Here is a 22,141-nt window from a genome sequence, read left to right on the forward strand (position 1 = left end):
GAATGCGCGCCATGCCGCGCGACAGCCGCTCCGAGTACGAATGGCGCATGCACAAGGTGCTGACGCACATCGACGACCACCTGGACGAGGCACTCGATCTCGCGGCGCTGGCCGACGTGGCGCATTTCTCGGCGTACCACTTCCATCGCCTCTTCGCGGCCTGGGCCGGCGAGACGCTGGGCGACTACATCCGGCGCCGCCGCGTGGAGGTGGCCGCGCTGCGGCTCGCGACGCAGCCGCGCCTGTCGGTGCTCGACGCGGCGGTGTCGGTGGGCTTCGGTTCGGGCGAGGCGTTCACCCGCGCGTTCCGCGCGCGTTTCGGCAGCGCGCCCAGCGCGTGGCGTGCATCGCACGACTGGTCTTTGCCCTGCGACGCCCCCTCCCGCCATAGCAATCCTGATCAGATCGCCCTGCACGGCTTCACGAAGAATGGATCTCCACCGCGCAACGCCGCGCATCATCAGGAGCCACCCGTGAATGTCCAACTGATCACCCGCTCTCCCGTCACCATCGCCTGCCTGCGCTACACCGGCCCGTTCGGCGCGCCGGTGGGCGCGTTCTGGGCCGAGAAGGCCGCGCCCTGGATCGGCGCGCACAAGCTGTGGTCGCGTGCGCGCTACGGCATCAGCCACGACGACCCGAGCATCACCGCGCCCGAGCACTCGCGCTACGACGCCTGCGTGGAAGTGCCCGACGATTTCGTGCCCGATGGCAGCTTCCAGAAAACGGTGCTGCCGGGCGGACGCTATGCCGCGCTGCGGTTCCAGGGCCTGCCCGAAGAGATCAACGACGCATGGACGCGCCTCATGCGCGACTGGCTGCCCGCGAGCGGCTTCCAGTTCGACAGCCGGCCCGCGTTCGAGTACTACGCCCCCGACATGGCCTTCGACGAGAAGACGAACGCGTTCGAATGCGACATCTGCATTCCGATCGCGCCGCTCTGAAAGGCGCGGGCCGGCAACTGGCCAGCGCAGCGCGATCAGCCCTTCGCAGGCCGGGCGCCTTCCCGCGCATAGGCTTCGATCATCGCCGGAAAGGCGTCCATCGCAGGCAAGGTGCCGAAGCTGTGCTTCGCGGGCGTCGTGGCCCACGGCAGCTTCTCGTCGGTCCAGGTTTCCGCAAAGGGCGCGACCCATTCGTGCCGGTCGAGCATGGTGGCGCGCAGGTTGACGAAATAGTCCATGCCTTCGGTGCGCGTGAACATCCAGCTCATGCAGTGCGGGCAGAAGAAGTGGTGCGACTCCTCGCCGTGCAGGCCGCCGATGACGGGCTCGCCCGACACCACTTCGAAGCCCGGCGCGGGGATGGCCAACGACAGCGAGAACGCACTGGCGCTCATGCGCTGGCAGCCGATGCAGTGGCAGGCCATGGCCAGCAGCGGCGGTGCGGTGATGCGCAGGCGCACCTGGCCGCAGCGGCAGCCGCCGGTCCAGGGGAGTTGCCAGTCGCTGGCGGTGTCTTGAGGGGTGTGGTTCTGAGTGCTCATGGAATGCTTTCGGGCTGGGTCTTCAGGATGATCGCTCAAGCCGGACCCCGCTTCACCGAAACCCGCGTCCGAAAACGGCGAGCCCGCATCCCGCCACCGCGCGACACTGCCCGCATGAGTTCTTCCGTCGCCGCCCGCATCCACGCCCTCGACTGGCCCCGCATCGATGCCGACCTCGCCGCGCGCGGCTGTGCCGTCACCGGGGCGTTGTTCACGCCCGCGGAATGTGCCGCGCTCACGGCCATGTACGACGAAGGCCAGCGCTTTCGCAGCCGCGTGGTCATGCAGCGCCACGGCTTCGGCCAGGGCGAGTACCAGTACTTCGCGAACCCGCTGCCTTCCAAACTCGTGGTGTTTCGCAGCGCGCTGTACGAACGCCTCGCGCCGCTGGCCAATGCCTGGGCTGCGGCCATGGGCCAGCCGGCCAACTACCCGCCGGACCACGCGTCCTACCTCGATTGCTGCCACGCGGCGGGCCAGCTGCGCCCCACCCCGCTGCTGCTGCGCTACGGCGAGGGCGACTACAACTGCCTGCACCAGGACCTGTACGGCGACCTGCAGTTTCCGCTGCAGCTCACGGTGCTGTTGAGCCGGCCCGGCGAAGACTTCACGGGCGGCGAGTTCGTGCTGACCGAGCAGCGCCCGCGCATGCAGTCGCGCGCCGAGGTGGTGTCGCTCGCGCAGGGCGAGGCGGTGATCTTCGCGGTGAACCAGCGGCCCGTGGCGGGCACGCGCGGCAGCTACCGCGTGACGATGCGCCACGGCGTGAGCCGCGTGCGCAGCGGACAGCGCCACACGCTGGGCCTGATCTTTCACGACGCGCGCTGAATAGAACGAACGTCCGTTCGCAAGCAAGCCCTCGGGCGCAGCAACATCGCACCAAGCGTGCAAAGTTGCACACATGTACCAAATACAGGCGAAAATCCCGCGCGCATCCGGGGGATTGCCAGGATGGCCGGCGCACACGATCGGCCCCGCAACACCCTCCGGACGCCGGACCACGACCTCGTGAGGAGGAGCCGGGGTCCGTTCCGAGTTGTCGTCAGGGAGCTGTATGTACAAGGAATCGTCCGGGCCACCGGATGGGACGGGTCGCCCGTCTTTCGCGCACGTCACCACGCCGGTGCCACCATCCCCGTCCCCTTCCACTGCCGAGAGTCCGCCGCCCCGACGCCCGCGTCGCTTCCGGGTCGATGTCGGCTCCATCGTCAGTGCCGTGGCGCTCGCGCAGTCGCTGCTGCTGGTCACGCTGGGCTACTGGGGCTCGCAGCGGCTGGTGACGACGATCGGCACCTCGGCGCACAAGTCGAACCACGACCGCACTGAAGACAAGGTGCTGGCCTTCCTGGCCAAGGCCGAGTCGGCGGTCGGCGCGATCGGCAGCTCGCCCAGCCTCACGCCCGCGGGCGAGAACGTGGACCGCACGGCCGAGCTCCTGTGGACGCTGCTGCAGCAATCGCCCGAGCTCGACAGCGTCTACGTGGCGAACGTCGAGGGCAAGATGCTGATGGCGCTGCGCTACCCCGTGCCGGCGATCCGGCACATCGCGCGCGGCGACGGCTTCACCACCGAGACCTGGCAGTACAAGCTGCCGCTGGGCTCCGAGGCCGACGTGCAGCAGCGCTTTGCCACACAGCGCGTGGAGGCTTACCGCAGCAACTACAACCCGACGCAGCGCAGCTGGTTCGTGCAGGCGCGCAAGACGCAGGGTCCGGTCTGGACCGTCCCCTATGTATTCGCCGCCGCGCAGGAACTGGGCGTGACCTACGCGCTGCCCAGCCAGCGCCGCCAGGCCGAGGGCAGCCCACAGGCGATGGTGGTGGCGGGCGACGTGTCGCTGGGCCGGCTGTCGGAGTTCGTGCGCCTGTTCAGCCGCAACGGCAACGGCAACAGCGCGCTGCTGAGCGCCGACCACAAGGTGCTCGCGCGCAGCGACATGCCGGGCGTGCTGCACACGCTGGAAGCGCCCACGGGCGCGCTCGGCGCATTGAACGCACAGATGGTGGCCGACGGCATCTCCGGCAGCGGCAGCGACAAGGCCTTCGCCTTCAGCCACGAGGGGCGGCGCTACCTGGTGCAGGCCTCGCGCATTCCCGCCACCGGCTGGCAGCTGGTCAGCTGGGTGCCCGAAGACGTGCTGCTGGGTGGCCTGCGCCGCGCGGTGGCGTGGTCGCTGCTGCTGGCGCTGGTGTTCCTGGGACTGGCGCTGTACATGTCGCTGAAGCTCTCGAAGCTGGTGACGGCGCCGGTCGAGAACCTCTCGCGCATCGCGCACCGCATCGGCCGCCTCGAGCTCGACGACCTGCCGCGCGAGCCCAGCCGCGTGCTCGAAATCCAGCACCTGGACCAGGCGCTCGACGACTCGGCGCGCAGCCTCAAGGCCTTCAGCAAGTTCGTGCCGGTGGACGTGATCAACCAGCTGGTGGCGCAGGGCCACGCGCTCGCGCCCAACGGCTCGCCGCGCCAGGTGACGGTGATGTTCACCGATGTGGAAGGCTTCACGTCGATCTCCGAATCGATCGCGGCCGATGTGCTGGTGCGCCAGCTGACCGAGTACTTCAACCTCGCGGCCGCGGTGTTCGCGCGCCACGGCGGCGTGATCGACAAGTTCATCGGCGACGGCATCATGGTGCTGTGGGGCGCGCCGGCCGACCTGGAAGACGCCGAGTACAAGGCCTGCTGCGCCGCACTCGAGCTGCACGCCGAGATGCATCAGCTCAACCGGCAGTGGGCCGAACAGGGCCTGCCCGAGTTCCGCACGCACATCGGCATTCACACGGGCGTGGTGGTGGCGGGGGTGCTGGGCTCGAACGACCGGCTGTCGTACACGGCGTTCGGCGACGTGGTGAATGTGGCCAGCCGCATCGAAGGCGCGAACCGCCAGCTGGGCACGCGCATGCTGATCTCGGAAGTCACCTACGCGGCCCTGAATGGCCGGCTGGCCACGCGGCGCATCGAAGAGTTGGTGGAGCTGCGCGGCCGACAGACGCGCATGGTGCTCCACGAACTGCTGACCTGATCCGCGCGAGCCTGTCGCGCGGGTCGGTCGATCAGCGCGAGGGGCGCGGCGGCGGCGGTGGCGTGGCCACGCGCACCAACATCAGGTTGGCGCTGGTGCCGTTGCCCTGCGTGAGCACCGAATACTGCGTGTCGTTGATGAACAGCAGCTGCTCGCCGCGCGTGATGCGCGCCGCCACGGCGTAGCGCATGCGCGGGTCGATGCGCGCGGCATCGACGCTGAGCTCGAAGGCGAAGGGCGGCTGCTTGCCGTTGGCGGGAATGCGCTGCTCGGCGAGCACGACCGAGGGCGCATCCATGCGCGACACGTCGAGCAGTTGCACACGCACTTCGGCCGCGGGGTCGAGCGCGATGCGCTCGCGGTAGGCCACGGTGCCCGTCACGCGCAGCGGTGCGGCGGCGGGTTGGGCCGGCGTGCCCGGCGAGCCGCCCGCGCAAGCGCTCAGGACGGAGGCGCCGGCAACGGCGGAGAGCATGAGGAGGCTGGTGCGTCTTTTCATCGCCCCATTATGCGGAGGCCCGCTGTGCGGCGAAAGCCACATACCAATCCAGGCTGCCGGGGTTTGCCATCGCCTCGCGGTTCACGACCTTCTCGATGGGCTGGCCCAGCAGCAGCTTCTTGATCGGCAGCTCCTGCTTCTTGCCCGACAGCGTGCGCGGAATCTCGGCCACCTGGAAGATGTCGTTGGGCACGAAGCGCGGCGACAGCGAGGTCTTGATCGCGTTGTTGATGCGCGCGCGCATGGCCTCGTCGAGCGCCACGCCGGGGCGCAGCACCACGAACAGCGGCATGTAGCTGTCGCGGCCCAGGTATTCGAGGTCGACCACCATCGAGTCGAGCACCTCGGGCAGGCCTTCGACCGCGCTGTAGATCTCGCTGGTGCCCATGCGCAGGCCCTGGCGGTTGATGGTGGCGTCGCTGCGGCCGTAGATGATGCAGCCGCCGTCGCTGCCGACCTTGATCCAGTCGCCGTGGCGCCACACGCCCGGGTAGGTGTCGAAGTAGCTCGACACGTAGCGCGCGTTGCCCTCGTCGCCCCAGAAGTACAGCGGCATCGACGGAATGGGCTGCGTGCACACCAGCTCGCCGACCTCGCCGACGACCGGTTGACCCTGCTCGTTCCAGGCCTCGACCGCATGGCCGAGTTCGCGGCACTGCATCTGGCCCGGCACTTCGGGCAGCTCGCGGTTGCCGCCGACGAAGGCACCGCAGAAGTCGGTGCCGCCGGAGATGTTGCACCACCACACCGCCGTCGAGCCCGCGTCGAGGATCTGCTGCGAGCCCCAGCGCTGCACCTCGTCGGGCAGCGGCGAGCCGGTGCTGCCGAGCGCGCGCACGCGCGACAGGTCGCCGCAGTCTTTCGCGACGAGGCCGGCCTTCATGCAGTTGGTGAAGTAGGCCGCGCCCGCGCCGAAGAAGGTGACGCGGTGCTTCGCCACGAAGCGCCACAGCACGCCCCAGTCGGGCTTGTCCTTGCTGCCGGCCGGGTTGCCGTCGTAGATGCAGATGGTGGCGCCGAAGGCCAGGCCCGAGAGCTGCGAGTTCCACATCACCCAGCCCGTGGAGCTGTACCAGTGGTAGCGCTCGCCGAAGTTGTTGGCGCCGTAGCTCGCGCCCACGTCGTTGTGCAGGCCGCAGGCGTGCATGGTCAGCAGGATGCCGCCCTGCCCGTGCACGATGGGCTTGGGCAGGCCGGTGGTTCCGCTCGAATAGACGATCCAGATCGGGTGGTCGAAGGGCAGCCATTCGGGTTCGAACGCTGCGACTTCGGCATCGTCGCGCGCGATGGCCTGCTGCCATTCGACGTCGTGCGCCACCGCGTTCGCGGCGAAGGGCGACTGCACGAGCAACAGCTTCTGCACGCTCGGCAGCTGGCCGCGAAGCTCCTGCAGCACGGTGCTGCGGTCCAGCGGCTTGCCGCCGTAGTGCACGCCGTCGACCGCGATCAGCAGCGTGGGTTCGATCTGGCGGAAGCGGTCGGCCACGGCGGCCGTGCCCATGTCGGGCGCGCACACGCTCCACACCGCGCCGATGCTGGAGCACGCGAGAAACGCCACCATGGTCTCGGGCACGTTCGGCATGTAGGCGGCCACGCGGTCGCCGCGGCGCACGCCGAGCGACTTCAGCGTGAGCGCCACCGAGGCCACCTGCCGGCGCAGTTCGGGCCACGACAGCTCGCGCACCTCGCCGCGTTCGTTGTCGCTCACGATGGCGGGCAGGCCGGCCGCATGGGCCGCGTCGGCGTGGCGCAGCACCTCGCGCGTGTAGTTGACCTGCGCACCGGGAAACCAGCGCGCGCCGGGCATGCGGCGTTCGGCGAGCACCGCGGTGTGCGGCGTGGGCGAGCGCAGGCCGGCGTAGTCCCAGATGCTCTGCCAGAAGGCATCGAGGTCGGTGACGGACCAGCGCCACAGCGCGTCGTAGCTGTCGAAGGCCAGGCCGCGCGTGTCGCGCAGCCAGTTCTGATAAAGGCGGATCTGGGGGATGTTGGGAGCGGGCATGCCACGAGCGTAGCGCCGCGAACGGCCGTGCTCAATGAGGGTTGACCTCAGGGTTTGTACGTGTGTTCAACATTTTTGTACAGCCGTTCAATACGCCCCCATGAACGCTCGCACACCGCCGGCCCGAAAACGCAGCGCCTCGCCTGCATCACGCGCCTCGACCGTCGCGCCCGAGCCCGCGCGGCCCGACCGCCGCCAGGCGATCCTGCTGGCGGCCGAGAAGCTCTTCGCGCAGCACGGCTACCACGCCGTGACGATCCGCCAGATCGCCGAAGAAGCCGGCGTGCCGCTCGCGCTGGTGGGCTACTACTTCGGCCCGAAGCACGAGCTGTTCCACGCGATCTTCGAACACTGGAGCCACAGCATCGAGGAGCGGCTCGCGCGCCTTGCGGCCGTGACCATCGACCCCGACGACGCGCGCACGCTGCCGCGCATCATCGAAGCCTTCACCGCGCCCGTGCTGGCGCTGCGCGCGAGCACCGAGGGCGAGTACTACGCACTGCTGGTGGCGCGCGAGCTGTACCACGCCACCGAGGAAGCCGACCGCGTGCTGCGCGGCTACTTCGACCCGCTGGCCGAGGCCTACATCGACGCACTGCACGTGGCGCTGCCGCACGCCACGCGCAGCCAGGTCGCATGGGGCTACCAGTTCGCGCTGGGCGCGCTGCTACACCACCTGACCGACAGCCGCATCGAACGGCTCTCGCGCGGCGAGAACACACGCGCCGACCCGGCCGTGGCGCCGATGCTCGTGAACTTCATCGCCGGCGGTCTGCGCGCCGCGCTGCCGAAACCGAAGGCGACGTCGAAGGCCCCCGCCGCCAAGTCCTCACGCACGAAAAAGACCATCCCCAGGAGACCCCAGCCATGATGAAAAGACGCACCCTGCTGTCGGCGCTCGCGGCCGCATCGGCCACCGCCTCGTTGCCTTCGCGCGCCCAGCAGGCGCACCCGAAGATCGTGTTCGGCTACACCGCGGTGACCGACTTCGCCTCGGTCTTCGTGGCGGCCGAAGAGGGCTACTTCAAGAAGCGCAGCCTCGACGTGGAGCTGAAGTTCATTCCGCTGAACTCCACCATCCCGGCCGCGCTGCAGTCCGACTCGCTGCAGATCGGCGGGCCCACGCCCTCGGTGTTTTTGCAGGCGGTGGATGGCGGGCTCGACCTGGTGCTGGTGGCCGGCGGCGGCCTCACCTCGAAGACGATCACGGGCTTCGGCCTCGTGGCGCGCGCGGGCTCGGGCATCAAGAGCGCGCAGGACTGCGTGGGCAAGAAGATCGGCGTGCCGGGGCTCGGTGCCTTCCTGCACGTGACCTTCCGGGCGTGGCTGAAGGACAGCGGCGTCGACTACCGCAAGGTGAACTTCATCGAGGCCGCGTTCCCGCAGCATGCCGACCTGCTGCGCGGCGGCTCGGTCGACGCGGTGGTGTCGGCCGACCCGTTCATGAGCCGCATCACCGAGAGCGGCGCGGGCTACGTGGCCTCCTACTACTCGACCTTCCTGCCCGAGAACAACCAGACCATCGTGCACGCGGCCAAGCGCGAGTGGGTGGCAAAGAACCCCGCCACGGCACGCGCCTTCCGCGAGGCGCTGGTCGAGGCCGGCGCCTTCATCCAGCAGCCGAAGAACGACGCCAAGGTGCGCACGGCGATCGGCAAGTACATCAAGCTGCCGCCCGAGGTGCTGGCCAAGGTGCAGGTCTCGCCGCCCGGCCCGGTCGTCACCGACAAGCAGCTGGGCTACTGGACCGGGCTCATGAAGGAGCAGGACATGCTCAAGACGAACATCGACGTTGCGAAGCTGATCGCCAAGTGAGCGCGGCCGCCGATTCCTTCCTGCGCTTCGACGGCGTCACCATCCGCCTCGGCGGGCGCGAGATCCTGTCGCCCACCTCGTTCGACGTGGCGCGCGGCGAGTTCGTGTGCATCGTCGGCCCGAGCGGCTGCGGCAAGACCACGCTGCTGCGCGCGGCCAGCGGTCTTGTCACGGCCAGTGCCGGCGAGGTGCGGCGCAAGGGCGTGCCGATGACGGCGCCCTCGCGCGAGGTGGCCTTCGTGTTCCAGGACTACGGCCGCGCGCTGCTGCCGTGGCGCACGGTCGAAGGCAACGTGAGCCTGGCGCTCGAAGCGGCCGGCGTGCCTGCCGCCGAGCGCGCGCCGCGCATTGCCGACGTGCTCGGCAAGGTCGGGCTCGCGAAGCACGCGCACAAGTTTCCGGTGCAGCTGTCGGGCGGCATGCAGCAGCGCGCGCAGATTGCCCGCTGCCTCGCGCAGAAGCCCGAGCTGATGATGATGGACGAGCCCTTCGGCGCGCTGGACGCGCTCACGCGCCAGAGCCTGCAGGACGAGCTCGCGCGATTGGTGCGCGACGACGGGCTCACGGTGCTGTTCGTCACGCACGACCTGGAAGAGGCCATCTACCTCGGCGACCGCGTGATCGCGCTGCAGGCCAACCCCGGGCCGGGACGGCCGAGCCTGGCGCGGATGATCGACGTGAAGATTCCGCGCCCGCGCGACCAACTGACGACCAAGGAGCATCCGGACTACCTGCAGTTGCGGCGTGAGCTGTTCGCCTTCATCGAGCAGGGCCATGACTGAAGGCCGTCTCTTTCGCTGGCTGCGGCCGTGGGTGTTTCCCGCGCTGCTGGTCGGCGCCTTCGAGTGGTACGCGCGGCGTGCGGCGGCCTTGGGCAGCGATGCGCTCGCACCGCCGAGCGCGGCGGCCAAGGCCTTCGTCGGCGCGGCCATGGACGGCTCGCTCTGGCAGGCCACGGGCTTCACGCTCGGCACGGCGGCGTTGGGCCTGCTGCTGGGCGCGGTGCTCGGCATTGCGCTGGGGCTGGTGCTCGGGCTCTCGCGCCGCGCGGCGCAACTGGGTGCCGTCTCCATCGAGGTGCTGCGCCCCGTGCCTTCGGTCGCGCTGATCCCGCTTGCGATGCTGGGCTTCGGTTTCGGCGTGCGCATGGAAGTGGCGATCGTCGCCTTCGCCACCTTCTGGCCGCTGCTGGTGCTGGTGCAGTCGGCGGTGCAGCAGATCGAGCCCCGGCTGCTCGAGGTGAGCCGCGTGCTCGGGCTGTCGGCGCGCGAGCGTGCCTTCAAGATCGTGCTGCCGGCCATCGTGCCACGCCTGTTCGTCGCGCTGCGCCTCGGTGTGGCCGTGGCACTGGTGGTGGCGGTGACGGTCGAGATCGCCGCCAATCCGCACGGCATGGGCTACGCGATGATGATCGCGCAGCAGAGCTTCGACCCCGCGCTGATGCTCGCGTGGCTGGGCTGGATCGGCGTGGTGGGCTTCGCGGTCAACGCGGGCATGGTGCGCCTGCAATCCCTGGTCGCGCGACGCATGGGGGTGCAGCCATGAACAACAACCGCAACGGCCGACTGGGCCTGGGGTGGCTGGGCTCGGTGGGCGTGCTGCTCGCGCTGGTCGCGCTGTGGTGGGTGGCGAGCAACGCGGGCTGGGTCAGCCGCGTGTTTTTGCCGACGCCGCAGGCCACGTTCGCGAGCCTGCTCGAAGGGCTCAATCTCTCTTCGGGCAATTCAAGCAACGGCGAACTGCTCGCCTTCACGCAGGCCACGGTCGGCCGCATGGTCGAAGGCTGGCTGCTGGCGTCGCTCTTCGGCGTGCTGCTGGGCGCGGCCATCGGCGTGTCGCCCGCGGTGCGCGCGTGGGTGCAGCCGACGCTGGAGTTCATCCGCCCGCTGCCCGCCTCGGCGCTGCTGCCGCTGGCCATTTCGATCTTCGGTCTGAACCCCGGCATGGTGCTGTTCGTGGTCGCCTTCGGCGCGATGTGGCCGGTGCTGCTGGCCACGGTGCACGGCTTCGCGGCCGTGGAGCCGCGCCTGTCGGAAGTGGCACGCTGCCTGCAGATGTCGCGCACCGCGTACATCTGGAAGATGGGCCTGCCCAACGCCATGCCCGACATCCTGGCCGGCATGCGGCTGGCGCTGACCATCGCGCTCATCGTCGCGGTGGTGGGCGAAATGATCGCCTCGCAAAGCGGCCTGGGCCAGGCCATCCTGCTGGCGGCGCGCGCCTTCCGCGCCAGCGATCTGTTCGCCGGCATCGTGCTGCTCGGGCTCATCGGCTTCGTGAGCAACGCGCTGCTGGCCTTGGCCGAGAAGCGCCTGCTGCGCTGGCAGCAGCCCTGATTGATTCGATCGATTCCTTCAAAACCTACACCCCACAAGGAGCCTCGCCATGCCACGCAAGTTCGTCGACCTGTCGATCTTTCTCGAAAACGACGTGCTGTCCGATCCGCCGGCCTTCGCGCCGAAGATCCAGTACTTCACGCACGAGCACACCTTCGAGCAGATCGAGCCCTTCTTTCCCGGCCTGAAGAAAGAAGACCTGCCCGACGGCGAAGGCTGGGCCGTGGAGCTGGTGCAGCTGTCCACGCACAACGGCACGCACCTCGATGCGCCGTATCACTTCCACTCGACGATGGACAAGGCGCTGGGCGAGAAGAAGCCCGCCATCGCCATCCACGACGTGCCGCTCGAGTGGTGCTTCCAGCCCGGCGTGAAGCTCGACTTTCGCCACTTCGCCGACGGCTATGTGGTCACGGCCGCCGATGTCGAGGCCGAGCTGAAGCGCATCAATCACACGCTGAGCCCGCTGGAGATCGTGGTGGTCAACACGCGCGCCGGCTCGCGCTACGGCAACCCCGACTACGTGTCGGCCGGCGCGGGCATGGGCTACGAAGCCACCATGTATCTGCTGGAGCGCGGCGTGCGCCTCACGGGCACCGACGCCTGGAGCTGGGACGCGCCCTTCGTGCACACCGCCAAGAAGTACGGCGAGACGCACGATGCCTCGCTCATCTGGGAAGGCCACAAGGCCGGGCGCGACATCGGCTACTGCCACATCGAGAAGCTGCACAACCTCGAGGTGCTGCCGCCCACGGGCTTTTTCATCAGCTGCTTCCCACACAAGATCCGCGGCGCCTCGGCGGGCTGGACGCGCGCGGTGGCGATCTTCGATGACGCGCTGATGGCGTCGGTGTGAACATGATCGAACTCAACCACACGCACGACGTTGGCGCCCGCAGCTGGGTCGCCTCGGCCAACGTCGCGGGCAGCGACTTTCCGATCCAGAACCTGCCGTACGCGATGTTCCGCCGCACCGGCAGTCCCGAGCCGTTTCGCGGTGGCGTGGCCATCGGCGACCAGGTGCTCGACCTCGCGGCGCTGGCCGCGGGCTCGCACGTCGACGGCCTGGCGCTCGATGCGGCGCGCGCCGCCGCCCTGCCCGCGCTGAACGATTTCTTCGCGCTCGGCCCGCCCGCCTGGCAGGCGCTGCGCCATGCGGTCTTCGCGTTGCTGCACAGCGATGCGCCGGCCGCGACGGCGGACGACCTGCGCGGCTGCCTCGTGCCGCAGGCCGAGGTCGAATACACCGTGCCCGCGCGCATCGGCGACTACACCGACTTCTACACCTCGATCGACCACGCGCTGAACATCAGCCGCCTGATGAACCCCGACGGCGACGTCACACCCAACTTCCGCTGGGTGCCGACCGCGTACCACGGGCGCGTGTCGACCATCGGCGTGAGCGGCCAGCGCTTTCACCGGCCGATGGGCCAGGCCATGGCGCCCGGCGCGAAGGCGCCGACCTACCAGGCCTGCGCGCGGCTCGACTACGAGCTGGAGCTGGGCGTGTGGATCGGCCAGGGCAATGCGCAGGGCGAGGCGATTCCGCTCGCGCGCGCGGAAGACCACATCTTCGGCCTCTGCCTGCTCAACGACTGGTCGGCGCGCGACATCCAGTTCTGGGAGATGGCGCCGCTCGGGCCCTTCCTCGCGAAGAACTTCGCCACCACGATCTCGCCGTGGATCGTGACGATGGAAGCGCTGGCGCCCTACCGTCAGGCGTGGACGCGGCCCGCGAACGAGCCGCAACCGTTGGCCTACCTGGAGAGCCCCGCGAACCGCGAAGGCGGCGCGCTCGACATCCGGCTCGAGGTCTGGCTCGAAAGCGAAAAGGCGCGCGCGCAGAAGACAGGGCCATCGCGCCTGTCGGCCACGAGCTTCAAGCACCAGTACTGGAGCGTGGCGCAGATGGTGGCGCACCACACGGTGGGCGGCTGCAGCCTGAACCCGGGCGACCTGTTCGGCAGCGGCACCATCTCGGGCCCCGGCGAGGGCGAGGCCGGCGCGATCATCGAGCTGACCCGCGCGGCGCAAACCCCGGTGACGCTGGCCAACGGCGAGACGCGCGGTTTCCTGGAAGACGGGGATGCGGTGCTGCTGCGCGGCTGGTGCGAGAAGCCCGGCCATGCGCGCATCGGTTTCGGCGAAAGCCGGGGGACCGTGCTGCCGGCGCGAGGTTGAGAGCGACGCGCCAATGAAAAAGGCCACCTGGTGAGGTGGCCTTTTCATGCGATTTGGAGCGGGAAAAGAGTCTCGAACTCTCGACCTCAACCTTGGCAAGGTTGCGCTCTACCAACTGAGCTATTCCCGCGTGAGCCTCAGATTATAGGGTGGTTTGAGGCGGTTTGCCACCCTCCCCCGAAAAAATTTGAAATCAGGCGCCGAACACCAGCGCGCGGTGCATCGACACCCCGGCGAACAGCCCGTCGGCCGAGGCCAGCGTGGCGTTGGAAAAAGCCATCGCCACATCGCCCGCCGCGTACACACCGGGCACCGTGGTCGTCTTCATCGCATCGACGCGCAGCACCGGGCCCGTGGGGCCGTCGTCGAACGCGCAGCCCAGTTGCTCGGCCAGCGGACTGGTCGGCCGCGTGTGCGGCGCCACGAACAGCGCCTCGATCGGCACGTGCCGGCCGTCGTCCAGGCGCACGGTCGCGAGGTCCGTCCCCTGCCCTTCGAGGCCGGCGATGCGCCCGGGCTCCACGGCCACGCCGCGTGATTGCAGCCGGACGCGTGCCTCGGCATCTGGCCCTTCCTCACCATTCAGGAAGAGCGTGGTCGGGCCCCACTCGGCGATCAGCAGCGCGTGGTCCGGCGGGTGCGCGCTGTGAAAGAGCACGCCCAGCGGACGGTCGCCGAACTCATAGCCGTGGCAGTAAGGACAGTGCAGCACGCTCTTGCCCCAGCGCTCGCCGAGGCCCGCGATGTCCGGCAGGCCGTCCTGCACGCCGAAAGCCAGCAGCAGCTTGCGCGTCGACAGCTGTTCCCCGCTGTTCAATGAGACCGTGAAGCCCTCCGCGCCATCGGCCGTCGCCGCAGTCACCGTGCCTTCGACGAAGGTGACGGACGGATAGGCGAGCAACTTGTCGCGTGCGTCGGCGATCATCTGCAGCGGTGGCATGCCGTCCTGCCCGAAGAAGCCGTGCGAGGCCGCGGCGAAGCGGTTGCGCGGGGCGCCCGCGTCAACGACGCAGACCTTCCTGCGTGCGCGCGCCAGTTGCATGGCGGCGGAGAGGCCGGCAAAGCTGCCGCCCACGATGAGTGCGTCATGACGCATGTGCAATGTCCTTCGCGGTGAAGCCGCCGCCCGTCATGCGGCGATGAAAGTCCCTGGAGAGATCGGCCAGCGTGATCCCGTTGAGCCGCCGCAGTAGCAGCGCCTCGGCCTCCTGGCACGCCCCGTCGAGCGCCGCGTTCACCGCCTGCTCGACGATGCAGCCCGGGCTCTCGGTGCGGTTGCCCATGGCCAGCAGCGCAGGCGCGCCGACGGCGTTGTGGATGTCGCCCAGCGTCACCGAATTCAACGAACACGACAGCACCCAGCCGCCGCCATGCCCCTTGGCCGAGCTGACGAAGCCGGCCTGCCGCAGCCCCGCCATGAGCCGTCGCACGACCACGGGGTTGGTCTGCATCGCCGCGGCGAGCGCCTCGGAGGTGATGGGGGCGTCCAGCTCGGCCATGTGCAGCAGCACGTGGAGCACGCCGGAAAGCTTGTTGTCTCGTTTCATGCAACATTATGAGTTGCATGTTTTCGATGACGTGGCGCATCGCGCCAAGAAACCCCGGATCGGGCGGGGATTTGCAAACGCCGCCCTAACGCACGAGCCCCCCATTCCGCCGACGGCCGATTCCCACAGCGTCGAGCGAACGCGCCGCACATGGCGACAACCTGCCGGCCCGTCATGGTTGCCCCCGAATCGATCGAACCCCGGTCGGTTCTGCAAACCGTGACTCAGCAACGAAAGGAACTGTCACTCATGACTACACATGCAACCAACCGCATCTTCATCGGCGCCATGCTGGCGGGCCTGCTGGCCCTCGGCGGGACGGCCCAGGCGCAAGGCGTCGGGGTCGGCGTGGGGGTCAACGCCGATGTGAAGGCCTCGGGCAGCACCGGCGCGACGCAAGGCGGCGCAGCAGGCGCACGCACGCAGACCGGTGCGTCGGCCGATGCCAACGCGGACACCTCCACCTCCGGCGCGACCGGCGGCGTGGGCAATGCCGTCGGTGGCGTGCTCGGCACGGCCACGGGTGCGGTCGGCGGTGCCACCGGCGCCGTGGGCGGCGCGACGCAAGCCGTCGGCGGTGTGACCAACACCGTGGGCAGCACCGTGAACAGCGCGACCGGTGCCGCGGGCGCCGTGGGCGGCGCCGTGAAACCGGCCACGGCCGGCGCCAAGGCGAGCGGCAAGGCTCAGGGCTCGGGCGCGGTCGACCTGCACAAGAAGTAAGCAGGTCCAAGCTGCAGCGGCCGGACGCGGCTGTTGCAGCGCATCGCTCCGCAAGTAATCAAGCCCGCAGCGCCAAAGCGTTGCGGGCTTGTGTCGTTCAAAGGTCGGGGGCGGGCAGCTTGAAGAGACTGGTGACTTCGGTGTCGAGCACCACCAGCGCGCGCTGGTTGAACAGCCGCCAGCGCCAGCGCAGGATGCCCAGCGTGGGGCGCTTCTCGGAACGGCGCACCTCGATCACATCGGCCACGAGCCGCAGCGCATCGCCGGGTCGCACCGGGTTCGGCCAGCGCACGTGCTCGAGCCCGGGCGACGCGAACGATTCGGAACCGGCCAGCGCCGCCTCGACCACCAGCCGCATCGCGATCGAGCAGGTGTGCCAGCCGCTCGCGATGAGCCCGCCGAAGGGGCTGCCTGCCGCCGCCTCGGCGTCGGTGTGGAACCACTGCGGGTCGTAGGCTCGCGCGAACTGCACGAGTTCGGCTTGGGTGAGCACATACGGCCCGGCCTCGATGACCTGGCCTGCGTGGAAGTCGGCGAACTGCATCCGCCGCAGCTTAGTACGTTTCGAGGTGGAGCCGGCCTTCGCGCTTGAGTTGCGCACCCACAGTGTCCCAGTCGAGCCCCGCTTCCTTCGCCACGTCGCGCAGTGCGAGCACCACGCCCTCTTCCATGCTCTTGAGGCCGCACACGTAGAAGTGGCTGGCGCCGTCTTTCAGCAGCGCGGCCAGGTCGGCGGCGCGTTCGCGCATCAGGTCCTGCACGTAGCGCTTGGGTTGGCCCGGCGTGCGCGAGAACGCGAAGTTGATGTCGATGAAGTCTTTCGGCAGCGACTGCAGCGGGCCGAAGTACGGCAGCTCCTGCTGCGTGCGCGCGCCGAAGAACAGCATGAGCTTGCCGCCTTCGAACTTGCCGCTCTTGCGCAGGCGCCGGCGCCATTCGGTCATGGCGCGCATGGGCGCGCTGCCGGTGCCGGTGCAGATCATCACGATGTGCGACTTGGGGTGGTTCGGCATCAGGAACGAGGCGCCGAAGGGCCCCACCACCTGCACGGTGTCGCCCACCTTGAGGTCGCACACGTAGTTGGAGCACACGCCGCGCACCGGGTCGCCCTCGTGGTCCTCGGTGACGCGTTTCACGGTGAGCGAGACGTTGTTGTAGCCGGGCCGCTCGCCGTTGCGCGGGCTGGCCACCGAGTACTGGCGCGCATGGTGGCGCTTGCCGATGGCATCGACGCCCGGCGGCACGATGCCGATCGACTGGCCTTCGAGCACCGGGAACGGCACCACGCCGAAGTCGAGCACGATGTGGTGGGTCTCGCTGTCGAAGCCGGCCTCGGTGCAGTTGAAGTTGCCCACCACGGTGGCGGTGGTCGGCGTCTTCGGCGGAAAGAGGTTGGTGTAGGCGTGCGCGGCCGACCAGGGCGGCACGCTGGCGCCGTACTGCGCGGAATTGAAGGCGGGCTCGGTGCCCTGCACGGCGGCCTGGGCCTGCGTCTGGGCGGGCACTTCCGCGGCGTCGGCGGCGGCGCCGGACACGCCCGCCGCCTCGAGTTCTTCGGGCGAGAGCTCGGCGGGAAGTTCTTCCCACGTGAGCTGCTCTTCGATGGTGTACGCACGCACCAGCGGCATGGTGCGCCAGTTGTCGATCGAGCCCGTGGGGCACGGCGAGATGCAGGCCATGCAGCCATTGCAGACGTCCGCACGCACGACATAGTTGTTGTCGTCGTGCGTGATCGCGTTCACGGGGCAGGTCGCCTCGCAGGTGTTGCAGCGGATGCAGATCTCGGGGTCGATCAGGTGCTGCTTGATGACCCCGGCTTCAACGACCATGTCCATGTTGTTCTCCATGCCCTCGCCGTGGGGACGAGGGCTTCATATCCAGACGCTCAGCCGAAACGCACGTACTCGAAATCCACCGGCTGGCGATTGATGCCCATCACCGGCGGCGAGATCCAGCCTGCGAATTTGCCCGGCTCGATCACGCGGCCCATCAACGATGCCACGAAAGCGAAGTCTTCGGAACTCGGCAGCCATTCGTCGCGCTTGGCGGCCCATTCGATGTCGTTCACCACGCGGCCTTCGGGCGACATCTTGATGCCGGCGAGGGCGCCGATCTGGCGGTTGAAGGCCTTGTGCGGCACGACCAGGCGGGTGGGGATGCCGGCCTTCTCGAGCACCTTGTTCCAGCGGCCGACGCCGGCCACCGAGTCCTTGATGAAGTCATCGCGCAGCACTTCGTTCAGGGCGTTGAGCATCGGCACGTCCTTCTCGACGAGCTGGCCGTCCTTCACTTCGAGCACCTTGTAGGTCTGGCCCTTGAGCACGTGATCGTCGTCGCGCTTGCCTTCTTCGTAGCGGCCCTTCAGGCCCGAGCTGTAGAAGATGGCGGCGTTGCTCGACTGGTCGGCGCCAAACAGGTCGATGGTCACCGAGTAGTGGAAGTTCAGGTAGCGCTGGATGGTGCCCAGGTCGATGCAGCCGGCGGCGCGGATCTTCTGCGCGTCGTCGGTCTTGAGCTCGTTCATCACCTGCGCGGTGCGCGCGATGACGCGCGACACGCCGCTCTCGCCCACGAACATGTGGTGCGCCTCTTCGGTCAGCATGAACTTCGTGGTGCGCGCCAGCGGGTCGAACGCGCTCTCGGCCAGCGCGGCCAGCTGGAACTTGCCGTCGCGGTCGGTGAAGTACGTGAACATGAAGAACGCGAGCCAGTCGGGCGTCTTCTCGTTGAAGGCGCCCAGGATGCGCGGGTTGTTGGCGTCACCCGAGGTGCGCTGCAGCAGCGCGTCGGCCTCTTCGCGGCCGTCGCGGCCGAAGTGCTTCTGCAGCAGGTAGACCATGGCCCACAGGTGGCGGCCTTCCTCGACGTTGATCTGGAACAGGTTGCGCAGGTCGTACATCGACGGCGCCGTGAGGCCCAGGTGGCGCTGCTGCTCGACCGACGCGGGCTCGGTGTCGCCCTGCGTGACGATGATGCGGCGCAGGTTGGCGCGGTGTTCGCCGGGCACGTCCTGCCAGACCTTCTCGCCCTTGTGGTCACCGAAGTGCACTTCGCGGTTGGCGTCGCCCGGGTTCAGGAAGATGCCCCAGCGGTAGTCGCGCATCTTCACGTGGCCGAACTGCGCCCAGCCCTGCGGATCGACGCTCACGGCGGTGCGCAGATACACCTCGTGGTTGGTCGAGCCTTCGGGGCCCACGTCGTCCCACCAGTTGATGAAGTTGGGCTGCCAGCCTTCGAGCGCGCGCTGCAGCGTGCGGTCTTCGCCGAGGTTGACGTTGTTGGGGATCTTCTCGCTGTAGTTGATCGTGCTCATCGTTGTTCCTTGGGTTGTGCGGACTGCTGGGTGCTCAAACGCGGTTCAGGTCGAAGCCGGCTTTCTGGCCGGTGCCGTAGACCTTCAGCGCGCCCTTCTCGCCGACGGCGTTGGGGCGGTTGAAGATCCAGTTCTGCCAGGCCGTGAGGCGGCCGAAGATGCGGGTGGCCATGTTCTCCTTGCTCGCGAAGCGCAGGTTGGCTTCGAGGCCGGTGAGTGCGTCGGGCGACATGGCGGCGCGCTCTTCGATGGCGATGCGGATCTCGTCGTCCCAGTCGATGTCGTCGGGCGCGGCGGTGACGAGGCCGAGCTTCACGGCTTCGTCGGCGTCGAGCGCCTGGCCGGCAGCAGCGCGCGCGGCTTCGAGCGGTGCGGCCTCTTCGTAGAAGCGGCGCTGCAGGCGGCTCTGGTCGTTCACCATCGGGAAGAAGCCGAAGTTGAATTCGTTGAGCGTGAGCTTCGGCGCGCGCGCGGCGTCGTCGGGCAGCGCGAGCATGTAGGTGCGGTCGGCCGCGAAGGCCAGCTCGGCCAGCGTGCCGGCGAAGCACGAGCCGGCCTCGACCAGCGCGAACAGGCTGCGCGACGACACATCGAGGCGCGCCAGCGTGCGGCGCAGGCCGCCGATGGTTTCGCGCACCAGCCAGTGGTCCTTGTTCGCGAACATCACGGCATCCGATGCGAGCACGGCGGCGGCGTCGCCTTCGGTCTTGAGCAGCCAGGTACCGACGTCGAGTTCGTTGGTGCGCAGGTTGAGGATGGCGTCGTCGAGCTCGCGGCACACGGCCAGCGGCCACCAGGCGGCGCCCGCGGCTTCGATGGCGGCGATGTCGGCCGGCTGCGCGCCGGTGGGCGCCTTCACGGTGATCGTCGCGGTGCGCTTGCTGCGGTCGATCTGCACATTGACGTTGGCATACGCGATGCCGTCGGCGCTGTCGGTGCGCTCGACGCGGGTCAGGGCCACGCCCTTGGCGCCGGCGGGGCGGTCGCTGCCGGCGGCGAGTTGCGTGGCGCGTTCCTGCACGGCAGCGGGGAACTGCGCGGGCTTGGCCACGGCATCGACCAGGCGCCAGTCGACCGCGCGCTGGCCGCGCACGCCTTCGACGCTGGTGCAGAAGATGTCGGCGAGGTCGTGGCGCACGTGGCGCTTGTCGGTCACGCGGGTCAGGCCGCCGGTGCCGGGCAGCACGCCGAGCAGCGGCACTTCGGGCAGCGAGACGGACGAGGAGCGGTCGTCGACCAGCAGGATCTCGTCGCAGGCCAGTGCCAGTTCGTAGCCGCCGCCGGCGCAGGCGCCGTTCACGGCCGCGAGGAACTTCAGGCCCGAGTGCTTGGACGTGTCTTCCATGCCGTTGCGCGTCTCGTTGGTGAACTTGCAGAAGTTCACCTTCCAGGCGTGGCTGGAAACGCCGAGCATGAAGATGTTGGCGCCGGAGCAGAAGATGCGGTCCTTGCCGCTGGTGACGATCACGCTGCGCACTTCGGGGTGCTCGAAGCGGATGCGGTTGAGCGCGTCGTTCAGCTCGATGTCCACGCCCAGGTCGTAGCTGTTGAGCTTGAGCTTGTAGCCGGGGCGGATGCCGCCGTCTTCCGCGATGTCGAGCGTGAGGCGCGCAATGGCGCCGTCGAAGCTCAGCGACCAGTGGCGGTACTGGGCGGGTTCGATGCGGTAGTCGACGCGCTGGGGCGCCTGGAGCGTGATGTCGGTCATGCGGAAGTCTCCTGTGGGGCTGTGTTCAGAAAACCGTGAACAGGAATAATAATGCACTTCCTTGTTCCGATGACATGCATCATGCTGCATGCAAACAGGCAAGTCAATGCCTGTTGTGCTTTTTTTCAGATTTCAGGCAGATGAGAGATCAGGGGGCGTGCACAGGACACCGGGTACTTCCCTCCGCGAATGTCCTCCGGCCTGCGGCCTCCCCCTTAATTTCGCTGCGGGAAGCACCCAGTGCCCTGCGCACGGGGCACGCTGTCGGGTCACGGCCGATCAACAACTGCTCTGAAACGCTCACGCCGATGGGGTGCCTTGCGCAGCGAAATTAAGGGGGAGGCCGCAGGCCGGAGGACATTCGCGGAGCAAGGTACCCCGTCGGCGGGAGCGTCGCCCTGAACGACGCCGCCAACGCCAGCAAGCGGAAACTCAGGCCAACCCCATCGACTGCCGAGCGACCGCGCGCAAGGCCTGAAAGCTCTGCGGCAACGTCTTCCCACTGGTATCGACCGACAGATCGGCCTTCGAATAGAAGGCAGCGCGGCCATTCAGGATGCGCCGCAGGTCTTCCATGGCTTCCTTGCTGGCGGCCATCGGGCGGGTGTCGCCCTGCGCGGCCACGCGGCCCATGTGCTCCTCGGGCGCGGCCTGCAGCCACACGGTGGTGCAGTGGGCGAGCAGCTCGTTGAACGTGGCCGGGTCGGACACGATGCCGCCGGGCGTGGCGATGACCACCTCGCTGTAGATCTGCACCGCCTCTTCCAGCGCGCGGCGCTCGTAGCGGCGGTAGGCGTTGGTGCCGTACAGGTCGTGGATTTCGCGCACGCTGCAGCCCGCGAGCTTCTCGATCTCGCGGCTCAACTCGATGAACGGAATTTCGAGGTCTTCGGCCAGCATCTGGCCCAGCGTCGATTTGCCCGCGCCGCGCAGCCCCACCAGCGCGATGCGCCGGTGCCGCGCCGGGTCGACCGAGGCCGTGCCCAGCATCTCGCCCAGCGCCACGCGCACGCGGCGCAGGTCGGCCTCGCTGCGGTGCTCGAGCAGTTCGCGGATCAGCAGCCACTCGGGCGAGCTGGTCGTCACGTCGCCCACCAGCTCGGCCAGCGAGCAGTGCAGCGCCCCGGCCACCTGCTGCAGCACCAGGATCGATGCGTTGCCGATGCCGTATTCCAGGTTCGCCAGGTGGCGCTCCGACACGTCGGCCGCCAGGGCCACCGCCTTGCGCGTGAGGCCGCGCTGCGCGCGCAGGTTGCGCACGCGGTCGCCCAGTGCCACCAGCAATGGGTTCTTGGCCTCCCCGGCCACGGCGGCGCCGTGGTTGTTGCCGGTGCCGCCCTCGGGCGCGGTGGCCAGCACCGCGTCTACATGCTCGTTCATGCCATTCCTCGTTCTTCGCCGGGATTGTGCGCGCTCAGGGTAAACACCATAGATGCACTATATTGCTTGACACCTGTTGTCTCGCTGCTTATTGTTCGATCACACGCAAGATACTGCACACGCAGACTTCCT

Annotated in this window: 21 protein-coding genes and 1 tRNA gene; 11 read left to right on the forward strand and 11 right to left on the reverse strand. The window is 68.6% G+C overall.

Annotated elements, in window-relative coordinates; all coding sequences use genetic code 11:
- The first annotated feature begins 11 nt into the window (after positions 1 to 11).
- Entirely contained in the window at positions 12 to 944 is a 933-nt protein-coding gene (locus AC1RLW_RS20325; RefSeq protein WP_493194746.1) for an AraC family transcriptional regulator, read from the forward strand.
- A 35-nt stretch (positions 945 to 979) separates the two neighbouring features.
- Here the strand turns inward: AC1RLW_RS20325 and AC1RLW_RS20330 are convergent, their stop codons facing one another.
- Positions 980 to 1,486, reverse strand: a complete 507-nt coding sequence (locus AC1RLW_RS20330) for a GFA family protein (RefSeq protein WP_493194748.1) — start codon at positions 1,484 to 1,486, stop codon at positions 980 to 982.
- Positions 1,487 to 1,600: 114 nt separating this feature from the next.
- On the opposite strand from AC1RLW_RS20330, the gene AC1RLW_RS20335 reads away from it, so the two are divergent.
- Together AC1RLW_RS20335 and AC1RLW_RS20340 are read left to right on the forward strand one after the other, a co-directional pair.
- Positions 1,601 to 2,314: a 2OG-Fe(II) oxygenase gene (locus tag AC1RLW_RS20335; RefSeq protein WP_493194750.1), complete on the forward strand. Its 714-nt coding sequence runs from the start codon at positions 1,601 to 1,603 to the stop codon at positions 2,312 to 2,314.
- A gap of 226 nt (positions 2,315 to 2,540) precedes the next feature.
- Positions 2,541 to 4,505 (forward strand): adenylate/guanylate cyclase domain-containing protein, encoded by a 1,965-nt coding sequence (locus AC1RLW_RS20340; protein WP_493194752.1) that lies wholly within the window; start codon positions 2,541 to 2,543, stop codon positions 4,503 to 4,505.
- 31 nt (positions 4,506 to 4,536) lie between these two features.
- On the opposite strand, the gene AC1RLW_RS20345 is transcribed toward AC1RLW_RS20340, so the two are convergent.
- Both AC1RLW_RS20345 and AC1RLW_RS20350 read right to left on the reverse strand, forming a co-directional pair.
- Positions 4,537 to 4,980, reverse strand: coding sequence for a YbaY family lipoprotein (locus AC1RLW_RS20345; protein ID WP_095747385.1), 444 nt, complete (start codon positions 4,978 to 4,980; stop codon positions 4,537 to 4,539).
- Positions 4,981 to 5,011: 31 nt separating this feature from the next.
- The gene (locus AC1RLW_RS20350; protein ID WP_493194754.1) at positions 5,012 to 7,006 is read right to left on the reverse strand and encodes an acetoacetate--CoA ligase; all 1,995 of its coding nucleotides are present in this window, start codon (positions 7,004 to 7,006) and stop codon (positions 5,012 to 5,014) included.
- A 100-nt stretch (positions 7,007 to 7,106) separates the two neighbouring features.
- Between AC1RLW_RS20350 and AC1RLW_RS20355 the strand changes: the two genes are divergently transcribed.
- The 7 genes from AC1RLW_RS20355 to fahA are packed head-to-tail and all read left to right on the forward strand — an operon-like array spanning position 7,107 to position 13,338.
- Positions 7,107 to 7,877: a TetR/AcrR family transcriptional regulator gene (locus AC1RLW_RS20355; RefSeq protein WP_493194756.1), complete on the forward strand. Its 771-nt coding sequence runs from the start codon at positions 7,107 to 7,109 to the stop codon at positions 7,875 to 7,877.
- Positions 7,874 to 8,821, forward strand: coding sequence for an ABC transporter substrate-binding protein (locus AC1RLW_RS20360; protein ID WP_139703483.1), 948 nt, complete (start codon positions 7,874 to 7,876; stop codon positions 8,819 to 8,821). The genes AC1RLW_RS20355 and AC1RLW_RS20360 overlap by 4 nt, the downstream gene beginning before the upstream one ends.
- A complete protein-coding gene (locus tag AC1RLW_RS20365) occupies positions 8,818 to 9,603 on the forward strand; it encodes an ABC transporter ATP-binding protein (RefSeq protein ID WP_493194758.1) in 786 nt (261 codons plus the stop codon). Before AC1RLW_RS20360 ends, AC1RLW_RS20365 begins: the two co-directional genes overlap by 4 nt.
- The gene (locus AC1RLW_RS20370; RefSeq protein WP_493194760.1) at positions 9,596 to 10,366 is read left to right on the forward strand and encodes an ABC transporter permease; all 771 of its coding nucleotides are present in this window, start codon (positions 9,596 to 9,598) and stop codon (positions 10,364 to 10,366) included. Before AC1RLW_RS20365 ends, AC1RLW_RS20370 begins: the two co-directional genes overlap by 8 nt.
- The gene (locus tag AC1RLW_RS20375) at positions 10,363 to 11,157 is read left to right on the forward strand and encodes an ABC transporter permease (RefSeq protein WP_493194761.1); all 795 of its coding nucleotides are present in this window, start codon (positions 10,363 to 10,365) and stop codon (positions 11,155 to 11,157) included. The genes AC1RLW_RS20370 and AC1RLW_RS20375 overlap by 4 nt, the downstream gene beginning before the upstream one ends.
- A 49-nt stretch (positions 11,158 to 11,206) precedes the next feature.
- Positions 11,207 to 12,013 (forward strand): cyclase family protein, encoded by an 807-nt coding sequence (locus tag AC1RLW_RS20380; RefSeq protein WP_095743084.1) that lies wholly within the window; start codon positions 11,207 to 11,209, stop codon positions 12,011 to 12,013.
- Between the two features lie 2 nt (positions 12,014 to 12,015).
- A complete protein-coding gene (gene fahA, locus AC1RLW_RS20385; RefSeq protein ID WP_493194762.1) occupies positions 12,016 to 13,338 on the forward strand; it encodes a fumarylacetoacetase in 1,323 nt (440 codons plus the stop codon).
- A 54-nt stretch (positions 13,339 to 13,392) separates the two neighbouring features.
- On the opposite strand, the gene AC1RLW_RS20390 is transcribed toward fahA, so the two are convergent.
- From AC1RLW_RS20390 to AC1RLW_RS20400, 3 genes are all read right to left on the reverse strand, one after another.
- Positions 13,393 to 13,468, reverse strand: a tRNA-Gly gene (locus tag AC1RLW_RS20390).
- A gap of 63 nt (positions 13,469 to 13,531) precedes the next feature.
- A complete protein-coding gene (locus AC1RLW_RS20395; protein ID WP_493194763.1) occupies positions 13,532 to 14,434 on the reverse strand; it encodes an NAD(P)/FAD-dependent oxidoreductase in 903 nt (300 codons plus the stop codon).
- Positions 14,424 to 14,885, reverse strand: a complete 462-nt coding sequence (locus AC1RLW_RS20400) for an RrF2 family transcriptional regulator (protein WP_493194764.1) — start codon at positions 14,883 to 14,885, stop codon at positions 14,424 to 14,426. Before AC1RLW_RS20400 ends, AC1RLW_RS20395 begins: the two co-directional genes overlap by 11 nt.
- A 249-nt stretch (positions 14,886 to 15,134) precedes the next feature.
- On the opposite strand from AC1RLW_RS20400, the gene AC1RLW_RS20405 reads away from it, so the two are divergent.
- A complete protein-coding gene (locus AC1RLW_RS20405) occupies positions 15,135 to 15,608 on the forward strand; it encodes an adhesin (protein ID WP_307582592.1) in 474 nt (157 codons plus the stop codon).
- Between the two features lie 97 nt (positions 15,609 to 15,705).
- Here the strand turns inward: AC1RLW_RS20405 and AC1RLW_RS20410 are convergent, their stop codons facing one another.
- The 5 genes from AC1RLW_RS20410 to AC1RLW_RS20430 all read right to left on the reverse strand — a co-directional run bounded on the left by AC1RLW_RS20410 (position 15,706) and on the right by AC1RLW_RS20430 (position 22,009).
- Entirely contained in the window at positions 15,706 to 16,152 is a 447-nt protein-coding gene (locus AC1RLW_RS20410) for a MaoC family dehydratase (RefSeq protein WP_493194766.1), read from the reverse strand.
- Positions 16,153 to 16,162: 10 nt separating this feature from the next.
- On the reverse strand, positions 16,163 to 17,443 hold the full coding sequence (gene boxA / locus AC1RLW_RS20415) for a benzoyl-CoA 2,3-epoxidase subunit BoxA (protein WP_095948536.1): 1,281 nt from the start codon (positions 17,441 to 17,443) through the stop codon (positions 16,163 to 16,165).
- Between the two features lie 50 nt (positions 17,444 to 17,493).
- A complete protein-coding gene (gene boxB / locus AC1RLW_RS20420) occupies positions 17,494 to 18,921 on the reverse strand; it encodes a benzoyl-CoA 2,3-epoxidase subunit BoxB (protein ID WP_062470322.1) in 1,428 nt (475 codons plus the stop codon).
- Between the two features lie 34 nt (positions 18,922 to 18,955).
- On the reverse strand, positions 18,956 to 20,629 hold the full coding sequence (gene boxC / locus AC1RLW_RS20425; RefSeq protein ID WP_493194769.1) for a 2,3-epoxybenzoyl-CoA dihydrolase: 1,674 nt from the start codon (positions 20,627 to 20,629) through the stop codon (positions 18,956 to 18,958).
- A gap of 432 nt (positions 20,630 to 21,061) precedes the next feature.
- Positions 21,062 to 22,009: a helix-turn-helix transcriptional regulator gene (locus tag AC1RLW_RS20430; protein WP_070061393.1), complete on the reverse strand. Its 948-nt coding sequence runs from the start codon at positions 22,007 to 22,009 to the stop codon at positions 21,062 to 21,064.
- Between the last annotated feature and the right edge of the window lie 132 nt (positions 22,010 to 22,141).

Source organism: Variovorax sp. GW822-FHT04A09 (assembly GCF_058801005.1).

Bases quoted from the DNA above. Each gene is read 5' to 3' on its own strand.
- AC1RLW_RS20325 (WP_493194746.1), top strand. From the start codon at position 12: ATGCCGCGCGACAGCCGCTCCGAGTACGAATGGCGCATGCACAAGGTG.
- AC1RLW_RS20330 (WP_493194748.1), bottom strand. From the start codon at position 1,486: ATGAGCACTCAGAACCACACCCCTCAAGACACCGCCAGCGACTGGCAA.
- AC1RLW_RS20335 (WP_493194750.1), top strand. From the start codon at position 1,601: ATGAGTTCTTCCGTCGCCGCCCGCATCCACGCCCTCGACTGGCCCCGC.
- AC1RLW_RS20340 (WP_493194752.1), top strand. From the start codon at position 2,541: ATGTACAAGGAATCGTCCGGGCCACCGGATGGGACGGGTCGCCCGTCT.
- AC1RLW_RS20345 (WP_095747385.1), bottom strand. From the start codon at position 4,980: ATGCTCTCCGCCGTTGCCGGCGCCTCCGTCCTGAGCGCTTGCGCGGGC.
- AC1RLW_RS20350 (WP_493194754.1), bottom strand. From the start codon at position 7,006: ATGCCCGCTCCCAACATCCCCCAGATCCGCCTTTATCAGAACTGGCTG.
- AC1RLW_RS20355 (WP_493194756.1), top strand. From the start codon at position 7,107: ATGAACGCTCGCACACCGCCGGCCCGAAAACGCAGCGCCTCGCCTGCA.
- AC1RLW_RS20360 (WP_139703483.1), top strand. From the start codon at position 7,874: ATGATGAAAAGACGCACCCTGCTGTCGGCGCTCGCGGCCGCATCGGCC.
- AC1RLW_RS20370 (WP_493194760.1), top strand. From the start codon at position 9,596: ATGACTGAAGGCCGTCTCTTTCGCTGGCTGCGGCCGTGGGTGTTTCCC.
- AC1RLW_RS20375 (WP_493194761.1), top strand. From the start codon at position 10,363: ATGAACAACAACCGCAACGGCCGACTGGGCCTGGGGTGGCTGGGCTCG.
- AC1RLW_RS20380 (WP_095743084.1), top strand. From the start codon at position 11,207: ATGCCACGCAAGTTCGTCGACCTGTCGATCTTTCTCGAAAACGACGTG.
- fahA (WP_493194762.1), top strand. From the start codon at position 12,016: ATGATCGAACTCAACCACACGCACGACGTTGGCGCCCGCAGCTGGGTC.
- AC1RLW_RS20395 (WP_493194763.1), bottom strand. From the start codon at position 14,434: ATGCGTCATGACGCACTCATCGTGGGCGGCAGCTTTGCCGGCCTCTCC.
- AC1RLW_RS20400 (WP_493194764.1), bottom strand. From the start codon at position 14,885: ATGAAACGAGACAACAAGCTTTCCGGCGTGCTCCACGTGCTGCTGCAC.
- AC1RLW_RS20405 (WP_307582592.1), top strand. From the start codon at position 15,135: ATGACTACACATGCAACCAACCGCATCTTCATCGGCGCCATGCTGGCG.
- AC1RLW_RS20410 (WP_493194766.1), bottom strand. From the start codon at position 16,152: ATGCAGTTCGCCGACTTCCACGCAGGCCAGGTCATCGAGGCCGGGCCG.
- boxA (WP_095948536.1), bottom strand. From the start codon at position 17,443: ATGGACATGGTCGTTGAAGCCGGGGTCATCAAGCAGCACCTGATCGAC.
- boxB (WP_062470322.1), bottom strand. From the start codon at position 18,921: ATGAGCACGATCAACTACAGCGAGAAGATCCCCAACAACGTCAACCTC.
- boxC (WP_493194769.1), bottom strand. From the start codon at position 20,629: ATGACCGACATCACGCTCCAGGCGCCCCAGCGCGTCGACTACCGCATC.
- AC1RLW_RS20430 (WP_070061393.1), bottom strand. From the start codon at position 22,009: ATGAACGAGCATGTAGACGCGGTGCTGGCCACCGCGCCCGAGGGCGGC.